Annotated in this window: 17 protein-coding genes; 8 read left to right on the top strand and 9 right to left on the bottom strand. The window is 45.3% G+C overall.

Features of this window, described 5'->3' with window-relative positions; translation table 11 throughout:
* Positions 1 to 3: 3 nt before the first annotated feature.
* A complete protein-coding gene (locus BM367_RS09590) occupies positions 4 to 774 on the top strand; it encodes a LytR/AlgR family response regulator transcription factor (RefSeq protein WP_177224184.1) in 771 nt (256 codons plus the stop codon).
* 192 nt (positions 775 to 966) lie between these two features.
* Here the strand turns inward: BM367_RS09590 and BM367_RS09595 are convergent, their stop codons facing one another.
* The gene (locus BM367_RS09595; protein WP_092460112.1) at positions 967 to 2,202 is read right to left on the bottom strand and encodes a 4-hydroxy-3-methylbut-2-enyl diphosphate reductase; all 1,236 of its coding nucleotides are present in this window, start codon (positions 2,200 to 2,202) and stop codon (positions 967 to 969) included.
* Positions 2,203 to 2,342: 140 nt separating this feature from the next.
* Here BM367_RS09595 and rpsA point away from each other — a divergent pair, with 140 nt between their 5' ends.
* Together rpsA and BM367_RS09605 are read left to right on the top strand one after the other, a co-directional pair.
* A complete protein-coding gene (gene rpsA / locus BM367_RS09600; RefSeq protein WP_092461002.1) occupies positions 2,343 to 4,238 on the top strand; it encodes a 30S ribosomal protein S1 in 1,896 nt (631 codons plus the stop codon).
* 151 nt (positions 4,239 to 4,389) lie between these two features.
* A complete protein-coding gene (locus tag BM367_RS09605; RefSeq protein ID WP_092460113.1) occupies positions 4,390 to 5,055 on the top strand; it encodes an alpha/beta fold hydrolase in 666 nt (221 codons plus the stop codon).
* A gap of 13 nt (positions 5,056 to 5,068) precedes the next feature.
* Here the strand turns inward: BM367_RS09605 and BM367_RS09610 are convergent, their stop codons facing one another.
* Positions 5,069 to 5,623, bottom strand: a complete 555-nt coding sequence (locus BM367_RS09610) for an acyl-CoA thioesterase (protein ID WP_092460114.1) — start codon at positions 5,621 to 5,623, stop codon at positions 5,069 to 5,071.
* A gap of 199 nt (positions 5,624 to 5,822) precedes the next feature.
* On the opposite strand from BM367_RS09610, the gene BM367_RS09615 reads away from it, so the two are divergent.
* The 4 genes from BM367_RS09615 to BM367_RS09630 all read left to right on the top strand — a co-directional run bounded on the left by BM367_RS09615 (position 5,823) and on the right by BM367_RS09630 (position 10,971).
* Positions 5,823 to 7,478: a CTP synthase gene (locus BM367_RS09615; RefSeq protein ID WP_092460115.1), complete on the top strand. Its 1,656-nt coding sequence runs from the start codon at positions 5,823 to 5,825 to the stop codon at positions 7,476 to 7,478.
* Positions 7,479 to 7,565: 87 nt separating this feature from the next.
* Complete coding sequence (gene yidC / locus BM367_RS09620; protein WP_092460116.1) at positions 7,566 to 9,431, top strand: membrane protein insertase YidC; 1,866 nt, start codon at positions 7,566 to 7,568, stop codon at positions 9,429 to 9,431.
* Positions 9,432 to 9,490: 59 nt separating this feature from the next.
* A complete protein-coding gene (locus BM367_RS09625; protein ID WP_092460117.1) occupies positions 9,491 to 10,270 on the top strand; it encodes an enoyl-CoA hydratase/isomerase family protein in 780 nt (259 codons plus the stop codon).
* A 44-nt stretch (positions 10,271 to 10,314) separates the two neighbouring features.
* Entirely contained in the window at positions 10,315 to 10,971 is a 657-nt protein-coding gene (locus tag BM367_RS09630) for a hypothetical protein (RefSeq protein ID WP_092460118.1), read from the top strand.
* Positions 10,972 to 10,982: 11 nt separating this feature from the next.
* Here BM367_RS09630 and BM367_RS09635 read toward each other — a convergent pair whose 3' ends face one another.
* The 4 genes from BM367_RS09635 to BM367_RS09650 all read right to left on the bottom strand — a co-directional run bounded on the left by BM367_RS09635 (position 10,983) and on the right by BM367_RS09650 (position 19,278).
* A complete protein-coding gene (locus tag BM367_RS09635) occupies positions 10,983 to 11,381 on the bottom strand; it encodes a hypothetical protein (protein ID WP_092460119.1) in 399 nt (132 codons plus the stop codon).
* A 116-nt stretch (positions 11,382 to 11,497) separates the two neighbouring features.
* Complete coding sequence (gene pepT, locus BM367_RS09640) at positions 11,498 to 12,748, bottom strand: peptidase T (protein WP_092460120.1); 1,251 nt, start codon at positions 12,746 to 12,748, stop codon at positions 11,498 to 11,500.
* A complete protein-coding gene (locus BM367_RS09645) occupies positions 12,735 to 17,531 on the bottom strand; it encodes a translocation/assembly module TamB domain-containing protein (RefSeq protein ID WP_092460121.1) in 4,797 nt (1,598 codons plus the stop codon). The genes pepT and BM367_RS09645 overlap by 14 nt, the downstream gene beginning before the upstream one ends.
* Positions 17,532 to 17,622: 91 nt before the next feature.
* Entirely contained in the window at positions 17,623 to 19,278 is a 1,656-nt protein-coding gene (locus BM367_RS09650; RefSeq protein WP_092461003.1) for an amidase, read from the bottom strand.
* Positions 19,279 to 19,334: 56 nt separating this feature from the next.
* Here BM367_RS09650 and BM367_RS09655 point away from each other — a divergent pair, with 56 nt between their 5' ends.
* Positions 19,335 to 20,363 carry an isoaspartyl peptidase/L-asparaginase family protein gene (locus BM367_RS09655; RefSeq protein WP_092460122.1) on the top strand — a complete coding sequence of 343 codons (1,029 nt, stop codon included), beginning with the start codon at positions 19,335 to 19,337 and terminating at the stop codon, positions 20,361 to 20,363.
* 145 nt (positions 20,364 to 20,508) lie between these two features.
* Here the strand turns inward: BM367_RS09655 and BM367_RS09660 are convergent, their stop codons facing one another.
* From BM367_RS09660 to BM367_RS09670, 3 genes are read right to left on the bottom strand one after another with little or no spacing between them, the layout of a single operon-like run.
* Positions 20,509 to 21,183 carry an HAD family hydrolase gene (locus tag BM367_RS09660; RefSeq protein WP_092460123.1) on the bottom strand — a complete coding sequence of 225 codons (675 nt, stop codon included), beginning with the start codon at positions 21,181 to 21,183 and terminating at the stop codon, positions 20,509 to 20,511.
* A gap of 12 nt (positions 21,184 to 21,195) precedes the next feature.
* Entirely contained in the window at positions 21,196 to 21,630 is a 435-nt protein-coding gene (locus BM367_RS09665) for a hypothetical protein (RefSeq protein ID WP_092460124.1), read from the bottom strand.
* On the bottom strand, positions 21,627 to 22,133 hold the full coding sequence (locus BM367_RS09670; protein ID WP_092460125.1) for a DUF1572 family protein: 507 nt from the start codon (positions 22,131 to 22,133) through the stop codon (positions 21,627 to 21,629). The genes BM367_RS09665 and BM367_RS09670 overlap by 4 nt, the downstream gene beginning before the upstream one ends.
* Positions 22,134 to 22,139: the final 6 nt, after the last annotated feature.

Below are 22,139 nucleotides of genomic sequence, written 5' to 3' on the forward strand. Positions count from 1 at the left end.
CGTATGCAAACCAAAAAAATCAAAATCTTAATTGTTGATGATGAGCAGGAATGCATTGATACCCTGAAAGCCATGATGAAATTTCATGTGCCGGAAGCTGAGGTGGTGGCTGAAGGCCAGAGCGTGGAACAGGCCGTACGGGCCATTCATCAGTTTGAGCCTCAGCTGGTGATGCTGGATATTGAGATGCCACGTATGAATGGATTTAGTTTGTTTCAATTTTTCCAAAATCCTCAATTTGATGTGATTTTTGTTACCGCTTATGAAAATTATGCATTAAAAGCCATCAAGTTTAATGCACTGGATTATATTCTGAAACCTTATTCTGCAGCAGAACTCAAAGCGGCTGTGGAGAAATGCGTGCGTAAATATCAACTGCAAAAGCCCCTTGGTGACCAGTTGGCTACTTTGATTTACAACATGCATCAACAGGAAAACCAGGAGCAAAAGATTGCTCTCCCCATAGCACGCGGCTTTCAGTTTGTGCAGGTGAAGGAAATTATCCGATGCGAAGCGATGGGTAGTTATACGCGTGTACATTTTACGCAGCTACCACATCTGGTTGTATGCCGCACTTTGAAGGAGTTTGAATTTTTACTGGAAGATCATCAGTTTTTCCGTATTCATCAATCCCATTTGATTAATTACCAGCATATTCATCAATTCGTGAAAGGCAATCGTTCCTACGTAATTATGGATGATGGAGCGGAGATTGAGGTTGCAAGGCGCAGGTTGCAGGATTTTATTCAGCTGATTTCAAGAGCTGACCGCTGATAGGTAAAAATCAACCACTTTTTGGAGCATAAAGCCCGCTTACTAAAATTCGCAAATAGATATTGTTTTTCGACCTACATTTGAAACACAAGGTTTACGGTTTCACTTCTCATTGAAGGTTGACAGTTTTCTCCATTGTTTGTGTTCCCCTTCCCTATGACATCCGGCACAGGAAATTCTGGTGCCGGATTTTTATGCAACAACAGATTGATTCAGAAATGATTCCCAGGCGCTTTCAGGGATATTGGCAACCTGTGCTAAACGGCGGATGACTGCTTCGACGAGTGCATCGGGACAGGAAGCACCGCTGGTGAGCATCACCGTAAAATCTTTTTCAGCAGGAACTACCTGTGCAGATGTTATTTTTTGTTTTTGATGAATATCCCAATGATGGATATCTCCGTTATCCTGGATTTCCTGAGGTCCGCAGATAAAATAGGTGGGTAATTTTTCTGTGCAGAGCTCCACAAGATGAGATGTGTTGGAACTGTTGTAGCCACCTACCACAATGGCAAAATCGGCTTGTTCCTCGAGCATACGGATGACGGCTGTCTGATTATCGTTGGTAGCATAGCAAAGGGTATCGCGCGTATCTGCAAAATGCTTGTCAATCGTTTCATCGGTGAGTTGATAATGCATTTTGATTACCTGCTTCAGGTAATCGGCAATAGCCTGGGTTTCGCTGGCCAGCATGGTGGTCTGGTTGACCACGCCGATGCGTTGCAGGTCGGTTTCCGGGTTAAATCCGCTGGAATATTGATTGTGAAATACTTCAAAAAACTCATCTGCCGGGCGTTTCCGGGTAATAAATTCAGCCAGTTGACGGGCCTGTTGCATATCCCGTATGATGACGGTAGGAGCTATGGCTGCGCTGTGAGAAAAGCTTGCACGGGTTTCTTCATGCTGGGGTTTACCATGAATCACGATGGTATATCCCTTTTCTCCAATGCTGGAAGCCTTGTTCCAGACGCGTTCCACAAATGGGCAGGTGGTATTGTAGGCAATAGATGAGATCCCTATGCGATGAAGCTGTTCGGCGATTTCAAGCGTGGTGCCGAAGGCGGGAATAATGACGATATCATCCGGCTTTAGTTCTGACCAGGGAATGAGCTGGCGCCCGTGTGTATCCATGATAAACTGTACACCGCGTCGTGCCAGATCGGCATTCACAAGCGGGTTGTGAATCATTTCGCTCAGCAGAAAAATACGCTTCCCGGGATGCGCCTCCACGGCCCGGAATGAGATTTCAATGGCATTTTCAACTCCATAACAAAAGCCAAAATGCCTGGCCAGCAATACCGTCATCCGGTCGATCGTCAGCCGGGTGGGGCTAAAATCTTTTTTCATCCGGTCGGCCTGGCGACGGCGTTGTTTGATCTGGCTGATCAGCTGGCTGCGATAGGCGGGAGGCACATCAAACTGTTTCATCGGCAAGCTTTTTCATTTTACAAAATAACGGACAAATTTTCTGCATTCGAAATTTGCCCTATCTTTGCAATCCGTTTCTGACAAAAAAATTTCACAAAAAGGAGGACTTAAACTTGGCAGATCAAGAATTGCAACAATCTATGTCATCTTCTCAGGAAAATGCTGCTCAGCCACAGGAGCAGTCTGTTTCCGTTTCTGCAACTCAAGCAGAAAGCTCCGCACATGATGATTTTGACTGGAGCATTGACAAGAAACACGTTTCCACCTACAGCCCCGAAGAGTGGGAACGATATGAAAAGACCTATGAGAAGACTTTCCGCAACATTGAAGAAAATGAAATTATCAAAGGCACTGTGGTGGGGCTAACCGATTCGGATGCCATCATCCATATCGGTTACAAGTCTGACGGACTGGTTTCCCTCAACGAGTTCCGCGACATGCCCGGCCTCAAGGTGGGTGATGAAGTGGAAGTGTTGGTTGTCGAAAAAGAAGATCGTAACGGCCAGCTGGTTCTTAGCCGCAAGCAAGCCCGTTTGCTCAGAGCCTGGGAACGCATCGTGGAAGCCTACAAGACCGGTGAAGTGATTACCGGTACGGTAACCAGCAAAACAAAGGGTGGCCTTATTGTGGACATTCACGGGATGGAAACCTTCCTGCCCGGCTCTCAGATTGATGTGAAGCCGATTACCGACTACGATCAGTTTGTCGGCAAAACCATGGAATTTAAGGTGGTGAAAATCAATGAAGCTATCAAGAATGCCGTGGTATCCCACAAAGCATTGATTGAGAGCGATATTGAACAGCAGCGCATGGAAATTATTTCCAGGCTGGAAAAGGGACAGGTGCTGGAAGGAACCATCAAAAATATCACCGATTTTGGTGCGTTTATTGACCTGGGTGGTGTTGATGGATTGCTCTACATCACCGATATCAGCTGGGGACGTATTTCTCATCCCAGTGAAGTGCTTAAGCTCGATCAGAAAATCAATGTGGTGGTACTGGATTTTGACGATGAGAAAAAACGCATCAGCCTGGGCTATAAGCAGTTGATGCCACATCCCTGGGATACTCTGCCGGAAAATATCAAGGAGGGCGCCCGTGTGAAAGGAAAGGTGGTGAATATCGAAGACTACGGAGCATTCCTGGAAATCCTTCCCGGTGTGGAAGGTTTGGTGCACGTCTCAGAAGTAAGCTGGGCATCTACTCCGGTCAATGCCAAGGAATTCTTCAAGCTGGGGGATGAGCATGAAGCAGTGATTGTTACGCTCAACCGGGAAGAACGCAAGATGAGTCTTTCCATCAAGCAGCTTACGCCCGATCCCTGGGAAAATATTGAAGAGAAATACCCTGTTGACAGCCGTCATAAAGGCATCGTTAAGAATCTTACGCCTTATGGCGTATTTGTGGAACTGGAGCCCGGCATTGGCGGCATGATTCATATCTCTGACCTGAGCTGGACCAAACGGTACAACCATCCCAGCGAATACACCAAACCCGGAGAGGAAATTGAAGTGGTGATCCTCAACATTGACAAGCAAAGCCGCAAACTCTCCCTCGGGCACAAGCAGCTGGAAGAAGATCCCTGGAATACCTTCGAAACCATCTTCCCGGTAGGTTCCATTCATGAAGGTACAGTGTTGAAGAAAGACGAAAAAGGTGCACTTATTCAGTTGCAATATGGTGTGGAGGCTTTTGCGCCCGCCCGTCAGCTGAAAACCGAAGATGATCATACCATCCAGGTTGACGATGTGATTGAAGTGATGATTCAGGAATTTGACAGGGCTGAGAAGCGCATCGTGGTGTCACATACCAAGGTATGGGAACAGCGGAAACATCAGGAAAGAGAGGCTGCACATAAGGAAAAGAAAGCCGAAGCCGAGAAAACGCGCAAAGCCGTGAAAAACGTACAATCGAAGATCGAAAAGGCTACCTTAGGTGATTTGGGTGTGCTGGCTGAAATCAAGGAAAAAATGAAACAGGCTGAAGAAGAAAACAAACAACAAAAGCCTGAAGAGGGCGATAAGCCGGCATCCTGAGAAAACCTGATTCTCCGTTTGAATGCAATACTTTTAGCCCCGGATAGGTACCCATCCGGGGCTTTCGATTTTGGGAGGAGCTGAGTGTGGCCTCTTCCCGGGCAGGAAATCAAAGATTTTAGCCTAACTTTCTGTTTCATTGCCACGGATAATGCCTGATGTTTATCTGATCAGTGGCTTAGGCGCGGATCAGCGAATCTTTCAGCGGCTTCAATTGCAACGATGCCGGTTGCACCCTGTGCATTGGATCAGACCCTTGCCAGGGGAAACCATGCATGCCTATGCTGCGCGGCTGGGTGAACAGATTCCCGTGCCGGATCCTGTGCTGATCGGTATGTCATTTGGTGGGATGATGGCCATTGAAATCAGCCAGATCCGTGCAGTAAAAGGTATCATTCTGATTTCGAGTGTCAAATCGCCCCATGAACTTCCCCCTTATTTTCAATTGCTGCATATTTTCCCCGTGCATCGGTGGTTGCCTTATGGCTGGTTGCAGGCCCTGGGCTCGGGTCCGGGGCAATGGTTGTTTGGACCGGAAACACATGTAACCTGTCGCTTGTTGAAGCAGATCATCCGCGAAACGGATGAGACATTTTTTCGTTGGGCCTGGCAGCAGGTGATCAGCTGGAGGATGCACACCATGGCATGTCCTTGTATCCAAATTCATGGCGACAGAGATCACATGTTACCTATCTGTTTTGTAAAAAAACCGGAACATGTCATTCGCGGGGGCACCCACCTGATGGTGCTGGATCGGGCTGATGAGATAAATCCGCTGCTGCAACAGGTCATTGATACCTGTTTTGCATCACCTTAAAGCTCTTTCGCAGTCAATTATCAGGGAAGGATTCATTACGGGAGGAACTTAGAAACAAAGCCTTTAATTCATCGGCATCCTCGGGTTTCATTTTTCCTCCGAGAATCAACCGCAGCTGCCGGCGCCGCAGAGCCCCTTCATACAGGCGCTTTTCTTCTTCTGTTTCGGGTTCCAGAGGAGGTACAGGCTTGGGTTTTCCGTTCGGGTCAATGGCTACAAAGGTGTAATAGGCCTCGTTTGACCGGTAGCGGAAATGCTGCAGGGTATCTTCACTCCACACGGAAATATGCACTTCCATCGAAGTATGAAAGGCACGCGATACCTTGGCCTCAATATGCACCACATTTCCCAGTCGGATGGGATTCTCAAACGAGATATTATCCACAGAAGCTGTAACTACCGGGCTGCCGCAGTGTTTCATGGAAGCCAATGCAGCCGCAATATCCATCCAGTACATCAACCGGCCACCCATCAGATTGCCAAACGTGTTGGTATCGTTGGGCAAAACCAGTTCTGTCATCACCACGAGAGAGTCTTTGGGAGTTTTGGGTGAAAGAGTGCTTTCCATATAGCTTTTTTCAAATGCAGCGCAAACCTACTGGAAGTTTTTCAGATATCCACACGCTTTTCAGATGCCAGGGGGTTTATTTGGTGGGGGAGGAAAAAGTTGTAATTTTGTCTGACCACGTGGAAAATACCCTCCGTCTGTATTCAGTTTTCGAATATTTTCCCTGAGGTCACATACATGATGCGAAATCGTTCTGCTTATGGCTAAATATATTTTTGTGACCGGAGGTGTTACCTCTTCGCTTGGAAAAGGAATTATTGCAGCTTCTCTCGCCAAATTGTTGCAAGCCAGGGGCCTGCGGGTAACCATTCAGAAATTTGATCCCTACATCAATGTTGATCCCGGTACCCTCAATCCATACGAACATGGCGAATGCTATGTGACCGAAGACGGAGCCGAAACCGATCTTGACCTGGGACATTATGAGCGCTTTTTAAACTGCCCAACTTCACAGGCCAACAATGTAACCACGGGTCGTATTTACCAAACTGTGATCAACAAGGAGCGGGAAGGTGCCTATCTGGGCAAAACCGTACAGGTCATTCCTCATATTACCGATGAAATCAAGCGCCGGGTGCTGCTGCTGGGCAATGATGGGCAGTATGATATTGTAATCACGGAAGTGGGGGGTACCGTTGGAGATATTGAATCCCTGCCCTACATTGAAGCCGTACGCCAGTTGCAATGGGAATTGGGAAATGAAAATTGCCTGGTGATACACCTGACCCTGATTCCTTACCTGCGTGCTGCAAAAGAGCTGAAAACCAAGCCCACCCAGCACTCTGTGCGTATGCTCAGTGAAAATGGTGTGCATCCCGATATCATTGTGTGCCGCACGGAAGAGCCCATGACATACGATCTGAAAAAGAAAATTGCTTTATTCTGCAACGTGAATGTGGATGCGGTTATCGAAGCCAATGATGTGCCCACCATTTATGAAGTGCCGCTGGAGATGATGCGGGAGAAACTGGATGTGATCTGCATGCAGAAATTACACATTCCCATCCGCCAGGAGCCCGAACTATCGCGCTGGAGGGAGTTTCTGGATAAATTGAAATATCCCAAATCAAAAGTTACCATAGGCCTGGTGGGGAAGTATGTGGAATTGCAAGATGCCTATAAATCTATTCTGGAGTCGTTTATTCACGCAGGGGCAGTGAATGAATGCAAGGTAGTGGTGCAGTATATTCATTCGGAATTTATTACATCCGAAAATGTAGAAGAAAAACTGGCTGGATTGGATGGTGTGCTGGTGGCACCCGGCTTTGGCAATCGGGGTGTGGAAGGTAAAATTGCAGCCATCCGTTATGCACGTGAACATCAAATTCCCTTTTTCGGTATTTGCCTGGGTATGCAATGTGCTGTGATTGAATTTGCCAGGCATGTGATGGGCTTACCTGAAGCCCATTCCACTGAAATGAATCCCGATACGCCCGATCCGGTTATTGATTTGATGGAAGAACAGAAAAAAATCACCGCCAAAGGAGGCACCATGCGACTGGGAGCTTATCCCTGCCAGATTAAACCGGGTACTCTGGCTGAGAAAATTTATCGCACCCATCTCATCAGTGAGCGCCACCGGCATCGCTATGAATTCAATAATCGTTATTTGGAAGCCATGGAAAAAGCCGGTATGATTGCATCGGGAGTGAATCCGGATACGGGTCTCGTAGAAATTATTGAATTGCCCGACCACCCCTTTTTCTTTGGATGTCAGTATCATCCGGAATTAAAAAGTACGGTTGAAAATCCCCATCCGGTTTTTGTGGCATTCATCAAAGCGGCCAAAACATACGCTGAACAACGAAAAGCAACCAATCCCCTGCATGCGGAAAGTTCTGTTCATACGGCATAAACCACCAAACGTCTTTTTCTTACCTTTGCAGGTCAAAAAATTTGAGCCGGAAAAATGTAAAATCAGGCCATTTTAAGGATATTGTACATGATGGATAGAAATTCAGTCATCGGGTTCATTTTGTTAAGCTTGCTGGTAGTAGCTTATTTGTATTACAATCAGCAGGCACAGGAAAAATATTTGCGGTTCAAGGCTCAACAGGATTCATTGGCCAGAGCTGCTGCTGGAGTAGCTCCAGATAGTTTGCATCCGCAAATTGACACCACCCAGTTGCAGAGTGATAGTTCCGCAATATTGGTCGCAAACAATCGCAATGTCACGGAACGCCTTGACACGATCGACAATGGCGTGATGCAGATTGTTTTCACCAATAAAGGAGCCGTTCCCAAACAGGTGATACTGAAAAATTTTCAGACTTATACCGGGAAACCGCTGCTGCTGAAAGGCAATGACTTCGATCAGCTATCCTTGCTAATTCCCGCTTCCAATGCGCTTCCGCTTCATACATCCGAATTGTATTTTCAAGCCGATACGATTCAGCAACTTGCCGATCATTCCTATCAGCTGCGGTATCGTTTACCATTGGGAAAACCAGATCAATATCTGGAGTATGTGTACATCATTCGCCCCCATGATTATCGCATCAGTTGGCAGATTCATTGTGTAGGCATGAATCAGTTTATTCCGCCTGCGGATCAGCAAATTCAACTCCTTTGGCAGGCACAGGCCAATCATCAGGAAAAAGATATTACCGTTGAACGACGCGATCTGCAGCTGTATTTCAAAACATCTGTGGGTGGACATTCTGATATTGATTATTTCAGCTTTATCAAAACTCAGCAAAAGAATTTCGATCAACCTTTGCAATGGATTAGCTTGCGCGAGGAATTTTTTAATGTAAGCATCATCAATACTTCCGGAACATTTACCGGAGGAACAGTACAGGCACAATTGCCGGAACAGGATCCGGAAATAGTAGGGCAGATGCGGGCTGTACTTCAATTACCCTATTCACACCAACCGCAGCTAACCTATTCCCTGCAATTATTGTACAGCCCAAATGACTATGCATTGTTAAAAAGTTATCATATTGGTATTGAAAATATTATTCCGCTGGGATATGGTATCTATGCTTTTGTAAAATACATCAACAAATGGATTATTCTTCCGGTGTTTTTGCTGCTGGGTAAATGGATTGGCAACTGGGGTATAGTGATTGTGTTGCTTACAATTGTAATCAGGTTGCTGATTTCACCCCTCACATACAAGAGTTATCTTTCCCAGGCTAAGATGAAGGTGTTGAAACCCGAACTGGATGAGCTGCGCAGGAAGTATAAAGATGATCAACAAAAATTTGCCATGGAACAGATGAAACTGTTTCGCATGGCAGGCGTGAGTCCATTGGGTGGCTGTGTACCGGCATTGTTGCAGATACCTATTTTCTTTGCCCTGTATAGTTTGTTCATGTCGGCTATTCAGTTGCGTCAGCAACATTTTCTCTGGGTAAAGGATTTAAGTACATATGATTCAATCCTGAACTTACCTTTTAAAATACCATTATACGGTGATCATGTGAGTTTGCTTACACTGTTGATGACAATCACCAGTTTGATCATGGCATTTTACAATAAAAACAATATGGCAGCTGCCGGCAATACCGGTGGTCAGGAAATGGCATTCATGAAATATATGCCATTCATTCTGCCAGTTTTTTTCCTTGGCTTTTTCAACAGCCTGGCAGCGGGATTAACGCTCTATTACCTTGTGTCAAATATTATTACCATTCTTATTCAGCTGGTTATTCAGCATTACATTATTGATGAAGAAAAAATTCACCAGCAGATTCAGGAAAACAAAAAGAAACCCCTCAAAACCTCACGCTGGCAACAACGCCTGGAAGAAATCCAGAAAGCACAAACAGCTGCACAGCAACGCAATAGAACTGGTCGATGAGGCTGGTGAAATGACGGCATTTTGATGAATCAGGCTTTTTGTTTACCTTTCATTAAAAAATGCCATTCTCCCATTTGCTGTATGAAGTAAAAGATCGTGTGGCCTATATTACTTTGAACAGGCCTGAGAAACGAAATGCCTTGCATCCGCAGCTTGTGGAAGAAATCAAACAGGCACTTACCGATGCACAACACAGTGAAGCAGTGAAACTCATTGTTCTGAAAGCCAATGGCCCTGCATTCAGTGCTGGTGCAGATCTGGAACATTTGCAACACATGAGGCATTTCAGTTATCAGCAACATATCCAGGATTCACAGGCCTTGTGTGAATTGTATGAAAAAATTTATTTTCACGATAAATTGGTAATTGCCTGGATACAGGGACATGCTATTGCTGGCGGATGTGGACTTGCAGCAGTATGTGATTTTTGTTACAGCGTGCCTGAAGCAAAGTTTGGTTTTACTGAAGTAAAAATAGGTTTTATACCGGCAATTGTAAGTGTATTTGTAACAAAGAAAATCGGAGAAGGCAGGGCACGTGAATTATTGCTGAGCGGTGAACTCATATCGGCTCAGCAAGCTGCCGATATAGGCCTGATCAACGAAGTGTTTCCTGCAAATGAATTTATGCAAAGAGTGAGAGAGCGATTGGAAAATATTTTATATGGTGCATCTGCTTTCTCGTTAACAAAAACCAAAAAATTGTTGCATCAGATCCAGGACATCCCTCTCGGCGATGCGCTGAAAATGGCCATAGCAGCCAATGCGGAAGCGAGAAATCATCCTGATTGTCATCGGGGTATCGATGCTTTCCTGAACAAACAATCCATTCGCTGGTAAATCATGGCCTGATTTTCGTTTATCATAAGCTTAAAACCTATAGTATGAAAAATCTGCTTTTATTGTTTACACTTTTATCTGTACAGGTATTATCTCTGAATGCTTTTTCACAGAAAGTATTTACAGATGGTACCATTTATTACTCCATTAAAGTGGATGCACCCGACAATAATCAGCAACTTGCCAATACCTTTCAGGGCAGTACGTACACGTTGTATGTAAAAGGCAAGTGGCGCCGTATTGATATGGATTTGAAAATGATGAAACAACAAATTTATATCAACACCCAGGACAGCACATATACTTTTTTGATTGAAACCATGGGCAACAAGTATATGATGAGACTAAATGCCGAGCAGTTACGCAAACGGCCGAATCCTTATCGTGGCATCACTTTTACTGATACAATTGGTAGTAAAAACATTGCAGGTTATCCCTGTAAACTGGCTATTGCTCATTTGCCCAATGGCACTACTTTTCCTGTGTATTATACAACGCAATTAATGCCTGAAGGCGAATATTCAGCAGATCAGATGTTTACTGGGTTAAAGGGGTTTCCGCTGGAATATCAGTTGACAATTCAAAACCTGAAGATGACAATTACGGCAGAAAAAATTGATTTAGCTCCTGTACCCATGAGCACATTCGATATTCCCCGTTCAGGGTATCGGGAAGTGAACCCTGATGAGTTTATGCAATAAAGGATAAAATCTTATTTGTTGTTTAACTGAGCACCCGATTTTTCTGCTGTTGGCGAGGGTAAGGGTTGTGTAGAGAGGGTGAAATGCGTTGGCACAATGTAAATAATATTGCCACGTTGAAAAGTAGTAATGCCGTGTAAAAACAAGGTGTTGTTGCGTGTAAGAATCGATTCCCAATAATTTCCTTTAAACTGAAAAATCTTGAATGAATCGTAACGCCCCCAGATGAGCAATGGCGAGCGATGCGAAAAGATATTAAAAAGCGTATCGGCTGGAGGATCTTTTGCTACGCGGGTTGATGGTTGGACATCGTGAAGACTTTCCCGATGGTTTTTGCAAAATATATGCTGGCTCAGCAACAGTGAACTGATGATAACAAGACAAATTCCGATTACTGGCCATTTTTTCATGATCGTGGGTTTAACCCTTTAGTTGCAAAGGTACGACTTTCTTTAACATTTTCTTACAAATTTCATGCAAAACTGATATTTATTGCCATGCAGGCAGTCATATTTTTTTCAATTTATCAACGAGTAGCCCAGATTTCGGCCAGGTGCACCAGGGTTTGCACAGCTTTTTGCATGTCCTGTATGCTGATCCATTCTTTTTTGGAGTGGAAAGCGTGCTGGCCGGTGAAAAGGTTCGGACAGGGAAGACTCATAAAAGAAAGCCGGGCTCCATCGGTACCTCCTCTGATGGCATGATGCACGGGTTGCAGGCCTGCGCGGCGTATGGCTTCTTCTGCATAACGAACGACTTCAGGATGCTGATCCAGCACATATTTCATGTTTCGGTATTGTTCCTGGCACTTCCATTCATATTTGGCGCCGGGGAATCGGTTTACCTGTTGTTTGACAAGCCCTTCCAGGAGTTGTTCATATGCTTTCAGTCCGTTTTCCTCAAAATGTCGGATCAGAAAATGAATGGTAGTTGTTTCCACGTTTCCCTCGATATGCAGGGGATGGATAAATCCCTGTTTGCCTGAAGTAGCTTCCGGGGATAGCTCGCCGGGCAGGTTGTCAATCACGGCGGCTGCCAGTTTCATTGCGTTGACCATCTTGCCGCAGGCATAGCCTGTGTGGGCCGATATGCCATGTATTTGCACCACCACCTGATCCGCACAAAAATTTTCATCTTCCAGATGACCGGCCGATTCACCATCCAGCGTATATGCCACATCGGCACGTAATTTTTGCAGGTCCACATGATCCACACCCCGGCCGATTTCTTCATCAACCGTAAACAGAATCCGAATCTCGCCATGAGGTTGTTCGGGGTGCGAAATCCAATAATGCAGGGCATCCATGATGATGGCTATACCCGATTTATCGTCGGCACCCAGCAGAGTGGTACCCGATGCTGTGATAATATCATTACCTATTTGTTGTTGCAGTTCGGGGAAATCCTCCATCCGGATGATCTGTGCGGGGTCGTCAGGTAAAACCAGATCTTCTCCCTGATAGTTGCGGTGGACAATAGGTTTCACGCCTTCGCCGCTGCAATCAGGAGATGTGTCCATATGTGCACAAAAGCAAATAACAGGTACGGGGTGTGTTTGATTGGAAGGTAGAGTTGCATAAACATAGCCATATGCATCCATTTCGGCTTCGAGCCCCATTTGATGCAATTCATCCAGAAGCAGTCGTCCTAAATCTTTTTGTCCGGGTGTGGATGGAGTAGCCGATGAAAAGGGATCAGCCTGGGTATTGATTTGCACGTAACGGAGAAACCGTTCTGCAACGGTGAAATGATAATGCGAAAAATCAGGGCTGTACATTGATTGAAGAATTTTTTGTGTTTGTTGAATCAGATGGATAGGTAGTGGCTGGATGATCAGATTCAGGCATCTGTGAGCTGTCCGTGGGTTTTTTACCAAAGAAATGGTCATACAAATAATCGAACTGCCGTTTGTAAGAGATGCCCATACCATAAATGGTACGATCGTTTTCCAGCAATACATTATAACTGCTTCTGCGGAAGGCTGTAAGCCTGATGCGACCGTCGGGCGTTACGAAATATTCAAACTGAAAGTCGCCGATAGGATCAAAATAACTCGTATAGTTATACGGACCATAGCTCCGTCCCCAGTCCCATTGGGGACCTATTTCCACGCGGATACGATTGTTGAGAAATGATTTGGTAATGCCTACCGAAAGCGCATTGCGTTGCAGGGCATCTCCTTCGGAAAGACTGGCTGAGTAAGGATTATAATTTAATTGTATGCCCAAGGTTTTATCTTTTAGCACTCGATTAAGCAAATTATTTAGCTGGGAAGTGCCTTGTGATGAAAGAATAGCACCTACGCTGCTGAGGCCTCCCGAGCGAAGCAAATTGGTGTTAGAGCTGGCTGTGGTATTGGCTTCCGGAAGAAATTGCCCGAAAATCAGCAAGCCCACTACCTGGTTTAGCAGTTGATTGGGATCTTGCGTAATTTGTTTCAGACGGGTAATGGCATAGCTGCCGCCCACTTCTTCATCGGGTAGATCAATGCTGAAATTGATATCAGGTCTGGTGAGTTTACCGGTAAGTTTCAGATTCACATCCACACGCTGGGTACGCATTAGATCCGGCCCGTATAAGCCCGGATTATTTGCTGCCTCAGCGGCCAGCAGGTTATAAAGGCTTGCACCTCCAGGTACATGATACACGGCAGTAACATTCAAGAAAGCATCGTATGGGCTGCCGTTCCAGGTAATGGTGCTGCCCGGATCAATCTGAAAACGTTTGGGGATTAACCGCTGAAAGGTGAATGTATAGGTGCCTTCTTCAATGGTGTAGGTGCCATACATACTGATATTGCCGTTCAGTGAAATGTTCATGTTTAATGTGCCGTTACCGGTAGCTGTGATGGCATCTCCTGTATTGGCATCGAGAATAACATCTATTTGTGCATGGGTGTTCATTTCGGCCAGCAGGTGAATGGTGAGATCCACATCTTTGGGTGGACGTTTCACCTGGGTTATTTCACTGCCATAGGTTTTGAATATGATAAAATCATGCTGGCCAATGTCTTTGCTGTCTGATATAGGTAAATACAAATGTGTCCCTGGCATGGGTGTGGCACGAATGATCATCTGCATGTTGTTCAGCGGGCCGGTGAAGCTGATGCTCCCAGCAGCAAAAGCATCGCCGTAGTAAGACTGATTATCAAAATAAGTGGTGTGCAGGAAATGAAACTGCTGCGTCTGCAATTGCAGATTAAACCGCAAATCGCGGAAATGATTATGCGTAATTTCACCACTCAGTTGTGCCTGATTGCCTTTGTCATCAAACAAATTTGCAGGTGAGAACCGGATCAGCTGAGGAGTAATTTGCAGCGTAAAAGGTGCAAATACATAAGATGTACCCAGGTAATTGACTTTCATGCCCAGGCTATCCAGGCGTAAATTGCTTGTTACATTGAGCGTATTCAATGTTCCATTCCAGCTGATATCGCCTGTTGCAAATCCTTGAACCTGGCTTACATAATCTGTAAGATATGGATTTAATGTGCGAAGGTTTGCCGACTGTAGGGATAAATTTCCTGTTGTAGTTATTTCAGCATGTGAAAAATCGAGCATTCCTTTTCCGGAAAATTGCGGAGATAAAAGCTGGAATTGCAGCAGTTGATTGGATTGCTGATATTGTGCTTGCAATTGCACCTCACCCAATACCTGATTGTTCAGCCGGGTATCGGCCTGCTGTAGATTCACCTGTAGTTCCATCTGCTGGAATGGATGTTTGATGATGATATCACCTGTTGCAAGTCCTTCGAGCCGGGTTTGCTGCATGAACAGATTTGAAAAATCACTTACAATCAAATCCTGCAAATGAATGTGGTATGTTTCGCCCAGGCTGTCAGATTGCAGATGAATCTGCTGATTGTTTTGATAGAATGTGAGATTGTGGATGCGTAATTGTTGGTTTTGCAGATCGATTTCATTTTGTTCATTTACATACCATTCTTTGTCATTCAGCAGGATGGCTGCGTTGAGCAGTTGCATTTTCAAATAACTTGGGCGGGTAACCAGTCGTGCATATAATTCTGCATTAACCTGATAATGGGGCAGGCTGGTTTGCAGCGAGATGAATGAAGTATCATGAGCGGCCTGAGCCACTATGCTGGTTTGCGGAGCCAGCAAGCTATCACCCGTCATGATGGCTTCAATATCTGCTTGCAACGAAAGTTTTTGCAGATTACCCTGTGCATGTACATGCACATTATGCCATTGCATGGATTGATAGGCAAAATAAGGTATATCGGCCTGCAGTTGCAAAGCATTTGTGAGCATGTTGATAGAACCATTCAGATTCATGTTGTCCATGCCTGTCCAACCATGGGTGAAAGCTTTGAGGTAAGGATCCACATGCTGGGTTTGAATGGAAAAACGAAAATTTTCATCAGGCAACCATCCGGTAGGCTTTTGAATATAACTCGGGAAATACTGGCTTAAAAACAATTGAAAAGCTGCAGGCAGATGTTGGAGATTAAAATGTCCCTGCAGATAACCTTTCAATTCATTGCCTTGAACAGTTAGCAATTTTGCATCGCCGCTGTCCATTTTTGATTCTATATGCAAGGAGTCAAAAGCAATCCGTTGCTTGTTTTTCAGCAGATTTACATTGTACAATCGAATACTACCCAGAAAATTGTCGATTTTATTTCCCTGCATATGCAGATCAAGCTGTCCGCTAAAGGCAATGGTATCATCTGTCAGCAACAGGTTTCTGAGGTCTGCATGGTAAATGGTCGATAGAAAATCAAAATGTGGCAAAGAATCATTCAGGTCAATGGTTCCTTTGAAGTCCAGATTGGCATTGGTATCACGGAGGGCAAGCTGACCATCAAATAATTTTTTTTGAAACACTCCCTGTATATGCAGGTGCTGATAGGGATATTGTTTAATGGTGAGTTTGGTAAAATCGCCTGTTAATCGGGCATTCAGCGTGTTCAGGTTCAGCCCTTGCCCATTTAGTTGTGTTTGAAAGGTAGTAGGCCCCAACGCTTCGGTGTTGAGAAATTTACCCAGATCAAATTCACGGGCTGAGAGTTTTCCGGAATAAACGGGAGTATGGTGTTTTCCCAGTTTCATGTTCAGGTCAGAATGCACAAATCCTATCGCAGTGGAAAAATTGCCATAGGCAACGAAATCGTGCAGAAATCCCGTGAAGTTACCATTGAAGTTGATGGTGCCAAGTGCGGTAAGATTAACGGGCAAAGAATTACTCAGCACTGGTATCCAACGTTGAAGATCCGAATTGTTGGTTGTCAGGCGCGTGATTTGTGCATCCAGAAAAGTTTCTTGTATATCGGGCAAGCCGTTGATTTGCAGGCTGGCTTGCAGCTGGCTGCGTTTGCCGGCCTGTAGCTCCAGGTGTCTGATACGCAGATCATTCACCGTGCCCCTTGCATCACCACTGATAATTATTTGCGAATGCCATGTTTGCAGAGCAGGAGCAAAGTAGGCAATATCATCAGAATGCAAACGGGTTTGTTGAATATGAGCCACCATGGTTACCCGGTGCAGGTAATCGCTCATATCTGCAAAATGTCTGAAATGCATAGCATAATAATCTCCCAGATGGCTGTGGTCTGTGTGCAGATCCAGCTGACTAAATTCCATGATCACCGGTGAAAACTTAAACCTGCAGCTGAGCGACTGGATTTGAAATCCACTTCGTTCTATGGCAGAGAGTTTTAAACGCGTTGTAAAAGTATCTTGCTGCAATTGCAAACTATCCATTTGCAGCATGATATGGTGAATATGAATATGTGCAGGATCGAAATAGGGAGCATCCACCAGCCGGCTGGTATCATCCATAGCGAATGAACCATTTTGTATGTGTAGAGACCGGACAAGCACCTGCCAGTGATCAGGATTCCATTGATCTGTGTACGTAGTTGCGGATGCAGATGAAGAAGTTGTATCGACGGGAGCTGTGGCTGGATATTGATATAAACGAAAGGAAGGATCTGTAAGGCTTAGGTTTCGGATGATCAGCTTCCGTCGGCGAAAATCTGTTCGTTGTGCCTGCATATCAAGTGCAGCCAGGCTAAGATGCATATCCTGTCCGGCCCAACCGTCTGTCTGATCCACACGGATATTTGTCAATGCAACACGTCTGATATCGGGAAGATTCATCGGTTGGTTTGGTGTGGAAGAACTTTGTCCAGCCGAGAATGCATCCAGCAAAAACTGATAATTCCAGATGCTATCGCCGGGCTGGCGTGTGAGTTGAAGCTTTACATCTTTCAAAGCCAGGAAATGAATAACCGGATGTTTGCTCAGGAAAAAGAAGTCGGTAATGCGCAGCTGTACATTGCCTGCATACAGCAGGGTGTCATGCCGTTGATCTTCCACATAGGCCTGGCTTATCTGCAGCCGGTTGAAAAGCTGGAGTTGCACGTGGGCAATACTTATGCGGGTGCGAAGCTGAGCTGACAGTCGATCGGTGACTTTTTTCACGAGAAAATTCTGAACGGCTGGAATATTCACCACAACATTCAGCAGCAACGCCAGCGCAACCAGCCCCAGCGCCAGAAATGCCACAATCTTCAGAAATTTTTTAAATCCCCGCATGATAAAACCCTATCCATATTCCTTCAACAAAAATACCATATTCAAAGCTAAGGACAGGAATAAAGCCTTAACTGTTGCTGGATGTATGCAATCAGTTACTGAACAGAGGCGGGTGATGCTTATACCATCCGCTTTTAAGCTGGTATTGCTGCGCCAGTTCGAGAATAGCTGCTTCACCAAACAGTTTACCGATCAAGGTAAAACTGGTGGGTGTTCCGTTTGCACGAAAGCCATCGGGTACTGAAACCACCGGATGTCCCGTGAGGTTGGTTAATGCCAGTTGTTGACCGGCAAATGTGGGCACCAGAATCGCATAGTACTTATTGAGCGATGGATCCACCTGTTGCATGATCTGATAACGAAGTCGTTGTGCATTGATATATTCTACGGCGGGAATGAAGCGGGAAGTGCGAAATTGATTGGGCCATGAATATTTGCGCTGTTGTACCATAAAGCTATCCCGATGGCTGCGTGTGAGAGGATCGAAGGCAGCAGCAGATTCTGCGCCGACAATCACTCCGAGAATTGCATCTGCTGGAAAGGAATCGGGAAACACAATGGGAATCAGCTTTACACCCATGTTTTGAAATACCCTCATGGCTTGTTTGATATGATGATTTTCAGGCAGGGTATCAATCCAGTTGCTGGCGTAAGCCACGGTAAGTGTGCGCACGTCGGCATTCGGAAGATAGTTGAAAGCAGCAAAGCGTGCGGCTTTATCAATGCCGTCTGTACCATGGATAGCAGCAAATACGATAGCCGCATCTTCGGCTGTCCGGCAGAGAGGGCCGATTTTATCAGAGCTCCAGGCCAGCGTCATCGCTCCGGTGCGGCTGATGCTGCCAAAGGTGGGACGCAGTCCAAGCGCACCACAGACGGTGCTGGGTGATACAATTGAGCCCCAGGTCTCAGTGCCCAGGGCAAAAGGTACCAGTCCGGCCACTGTGGCTGCTGCAGAACCGGCAGATGAGCCACTCGAACCATGGGCTGTATCCCATGGATTACGGGTAAGTCCGCCAAACCACACATCGTCCATAGCCAGCTCGCCCAGCGAAAGCTTGGCTACCAGCACAGCTCCGGCAGCCTGCAGCTTCTGCACTACATAAGCTGTTTCATCAATACGCTGATTCCGATAAGGGGGCGTACCCCAGGTGGTATAGGTGCCTTTTACGGCAAACAAATCTTTCACTCCATACGGAATACCCTGCAAAGGCCCGCGATCGATGCCCTTCGCAAAGTCTTCATCGGCCTTGCGGGCTTCTTGCATGGCTATTTCTTCCGGGATCGATACCACGCAATGCAGCAAAGGGCCATATTTTTTCAACCGATCTATGAAAAAGCGGGTTAATTCCTCAGAGCTGATCTTCTTTTCGCGCAGCAACCCCGCCAGCTGCAGAATTGAATAATATGCCAGCTCATTGTGGTTAACAGGAAGCGGTACATCCTTCGGAATATTCCACCGGATAGGTTTTTGGGCTGTATCTATCTTCATGCCCGGAAGAACGGGATCAAACCAGAGTGGTAATGCATCGGCATTTGCCAGCATGTATTGGTGAAATCGTTGATAATCGTTTCGGTAATCACGCAATCCATCCAGCATAGAGTCTATTTCCGGAGCAGAAAATTGCATATCTATCAAACGGGAGGCAGAGTGTACAATTTCCGGAGTAATTGTATCTTGTTGTGCGTATGTAATGTTAATCTGCAGGCAGGTGCAAAGGCCTATGACATAAGCAAGGCGAAGCATGTGAAATGTGTTTAATCCTGTAAATTTAATCATTCGAACAGATAAATGCTTTATTTATGAAGATCAGATCTTTATTGCTTGCATGTTGTTTTTGTTCTCAAATGCTGGCAGCCCAGCAACAGGTTGCAGATCCCGTTGTGCTCGTTATTCATGGAGGAGCAGGTACCATCAGGCCCGAACAGCTTTCACCAGCTATGCGCGACAGTTTGCAGGCAGCGCTTACACAGGCCTTGCGGGCTGGTTACGCTCAGTTGCAGGCACATCATACAGCTATAGATGCAGTGCAGGCAGCTATTCATGTCATGGAAAATTCTCCGTTGTTCAATGCTGGAAAAGGAGCGGTTTATACTTCTGCGGGTACACACGAAATGGATGCCGCCATCATGGATGGAGCTACCCTGAAAGCAGGTGCTGTAGCTGCCGTGAGCCATATTAAAAATCCGATAGATGCAGCCATTGCCGTGATGCGCCAATCCCCGCATGTGTTGCTGGTGGGTAAGGGTGCAGAAGATTTTGCCTTCGCACATGGAGTGCAATGGGCACCGGCAGATTATTTTGATACACCTGAACGGAAACGCCAATGGGAAAGATACCGGCAACGCACATCCAAACAAGCCTTTGTGCCAGTTTCGTCAAAAGATGCATATTACGATCTTCATGAATGGGGAACGGTAGGAGCTGTGGCGCTGGACGAACAAGGACATCTGGCTGCGGGCACATCCACAGGAGGCATTATGGGTAAATTACCCGGCCGTGTTGGCGATTCCCCGATTATTGGTGCAGGCACATACGCAAATGATACAACTTGCGCCGTATCGTGTACCGGAACAGGCGAATATTTCATGCGATCCCTTGCAGCCAAAACCCTTAGTGATCTGATAGCTTATAAACACATGCCTTTACAACAAGCCGCACAAACCGTGATATTTCATATTATCCAACCCATGGGTGGTGATGGTGGACTCATTGCACTCAATAAAAACGGTGAATTTGCTATGCCTTTCAATACTTCCGGTATGTATCGCGGATATATAACCCGTTCTGGTAAAATTTTCATTGCTTTTTTTCAGGATGAAAGCAAATAAAATTTGGTTATAACAAAACATTTAACCTGCGATGAAATATTGTGCAGGGAGAGGTTTAACGGATGTTTAATGCAATAAAAACAACAACCCGTAAAGAAATTTTCTTGTTGAATTATCTTCAAGCATAACTTATCATTTCCTGGAATCAGGATAGGAGACGATGTTTGATCCAGTTGTATAATTTTTCATGCGAAAGTCCTACATAATCATGAATAACTTGATGTGCACGCGGAAAGGCTTCTGCTCCGTGGGATGTGGTAATAGCAACTACATACATACCTGCCGCCAATGCACCCTGCACACCGTTAAGAGAATCTTCAAATACCATACATTTCTGGGGTGGTACCTTTATTTTCTCTGCTGCCAGCCAGTACAAATCAGGCGCAGGTTTGCCATGTTTAACCTGTGAACTGTCCACAATCACATCGATGTAAGGAGTAATAGGCAAATGTTCCCATGCAAACTGAATATTTTCTGGCATAGCAGAAGTAGCCACTGCAATTGGAATATCATGCAATTTCAGGTCGCGCATCAAATGCTCCAGGCCGTTTATTGGTTTGATATAAGGAGCATATAAAGTGCGGTACAGGCTTTCTTTTTCAGCTTTTGCAGCAGATAGTTTTTCCTGATTCCATTCCTCATTTGGAAATAAATATTGCAGGGTGGCTTCATTATTTTTTCCGCTAACTTGTTGCAGATATTCTTCTTCTGTAAGCCGTCGACCTCTTTTTTCACAGAAAGCCTGCCATGCTTTCAGATGATAGGGATTATTATCCATCAGGGTACCATCCATGTCGAAGATTATGCCCCAGGCATGCATAGTACATTGCGATTAGTAAGCTTTTAAATGCAACATCATGTCAAAATTAGCCATCACTGTAGTAAAGCTCAATATGGAATCGTTCAGCTCGCGGATGCGGATTTGTTCATATATTTTATTTCCGTGTAAGGGATAAAGGGAAATAATTTTTCCTCCCGGATTGATTTCATATCTACCTGTATCGGTTTTACCGTTGAAATCAGTAAAGAACAAACCATTATCCAGAAATGTAAAGCTGGCATTTTTGTAAAAACCATTTTTCATTTCTTCTGCAGCGCGGGTGGCTTCGATATCAAAACTCCCATTTTCGGGTGGCGTTACATTTATCACATGCCAGGTTTTATGCAATAGCAGTTTGCGTGTATGCGCTTTCCCGCACCCCATTATTCCTGTGATCAGTGCGAATCCCAGGAGCAGAAGAACTTGTTGCTGCAACATGATTTTCATGCAGAAGGTGAATTTTTTCTGGGAACGGAAAGTGTTTTCCAGCGATTTTTCTTTAACACCTTTGCGAGATATACGATTTGTCCGACATGGTATGCATGATGGGCCAGCTGGCGATGCAGGGCATCAATGACGGTAAGCGGTTCATCGCGTATAGTTACATGTTTGACCAGATCCTGTTCCTTCAAATTATCCAGTGCATCAAACAGGCATTTCCATCCTTGCTGCCACTGCTGCATCAGCTCGTTCCTATCCAGATGCTGATCTTCAAATTCCTGATCTCTGTTGCGCCAGGGCTTTTCACCATCGCTGTTCAGGAAATCTGTAAAACGGGAGCGCAAGTTACCCGCCATGTGTTGAATGAGAATAGCAATACTGTTGGAACCAGGATCAGGGCGATAATAAAAGTCCTCGTTATTGAGTTGTTCAAATGTTTTTTCGGCCAGGTCACGGTACATTTGAAAACGCGCCCGGATGCTGTCCAGAAAAGCATCTGCCAGGTTCATGACAAA

The sequence above is a fragment of the Thermoflavifilum thermophilum genome (assembly GCF_900116565.1).
Lineage (GTDB): Bacteria > Bacteroidota > Bacteroidia > Chitinophagales > Chitinophagaceae > Thermoflavifilum > Thermoflavifilum thermophilum.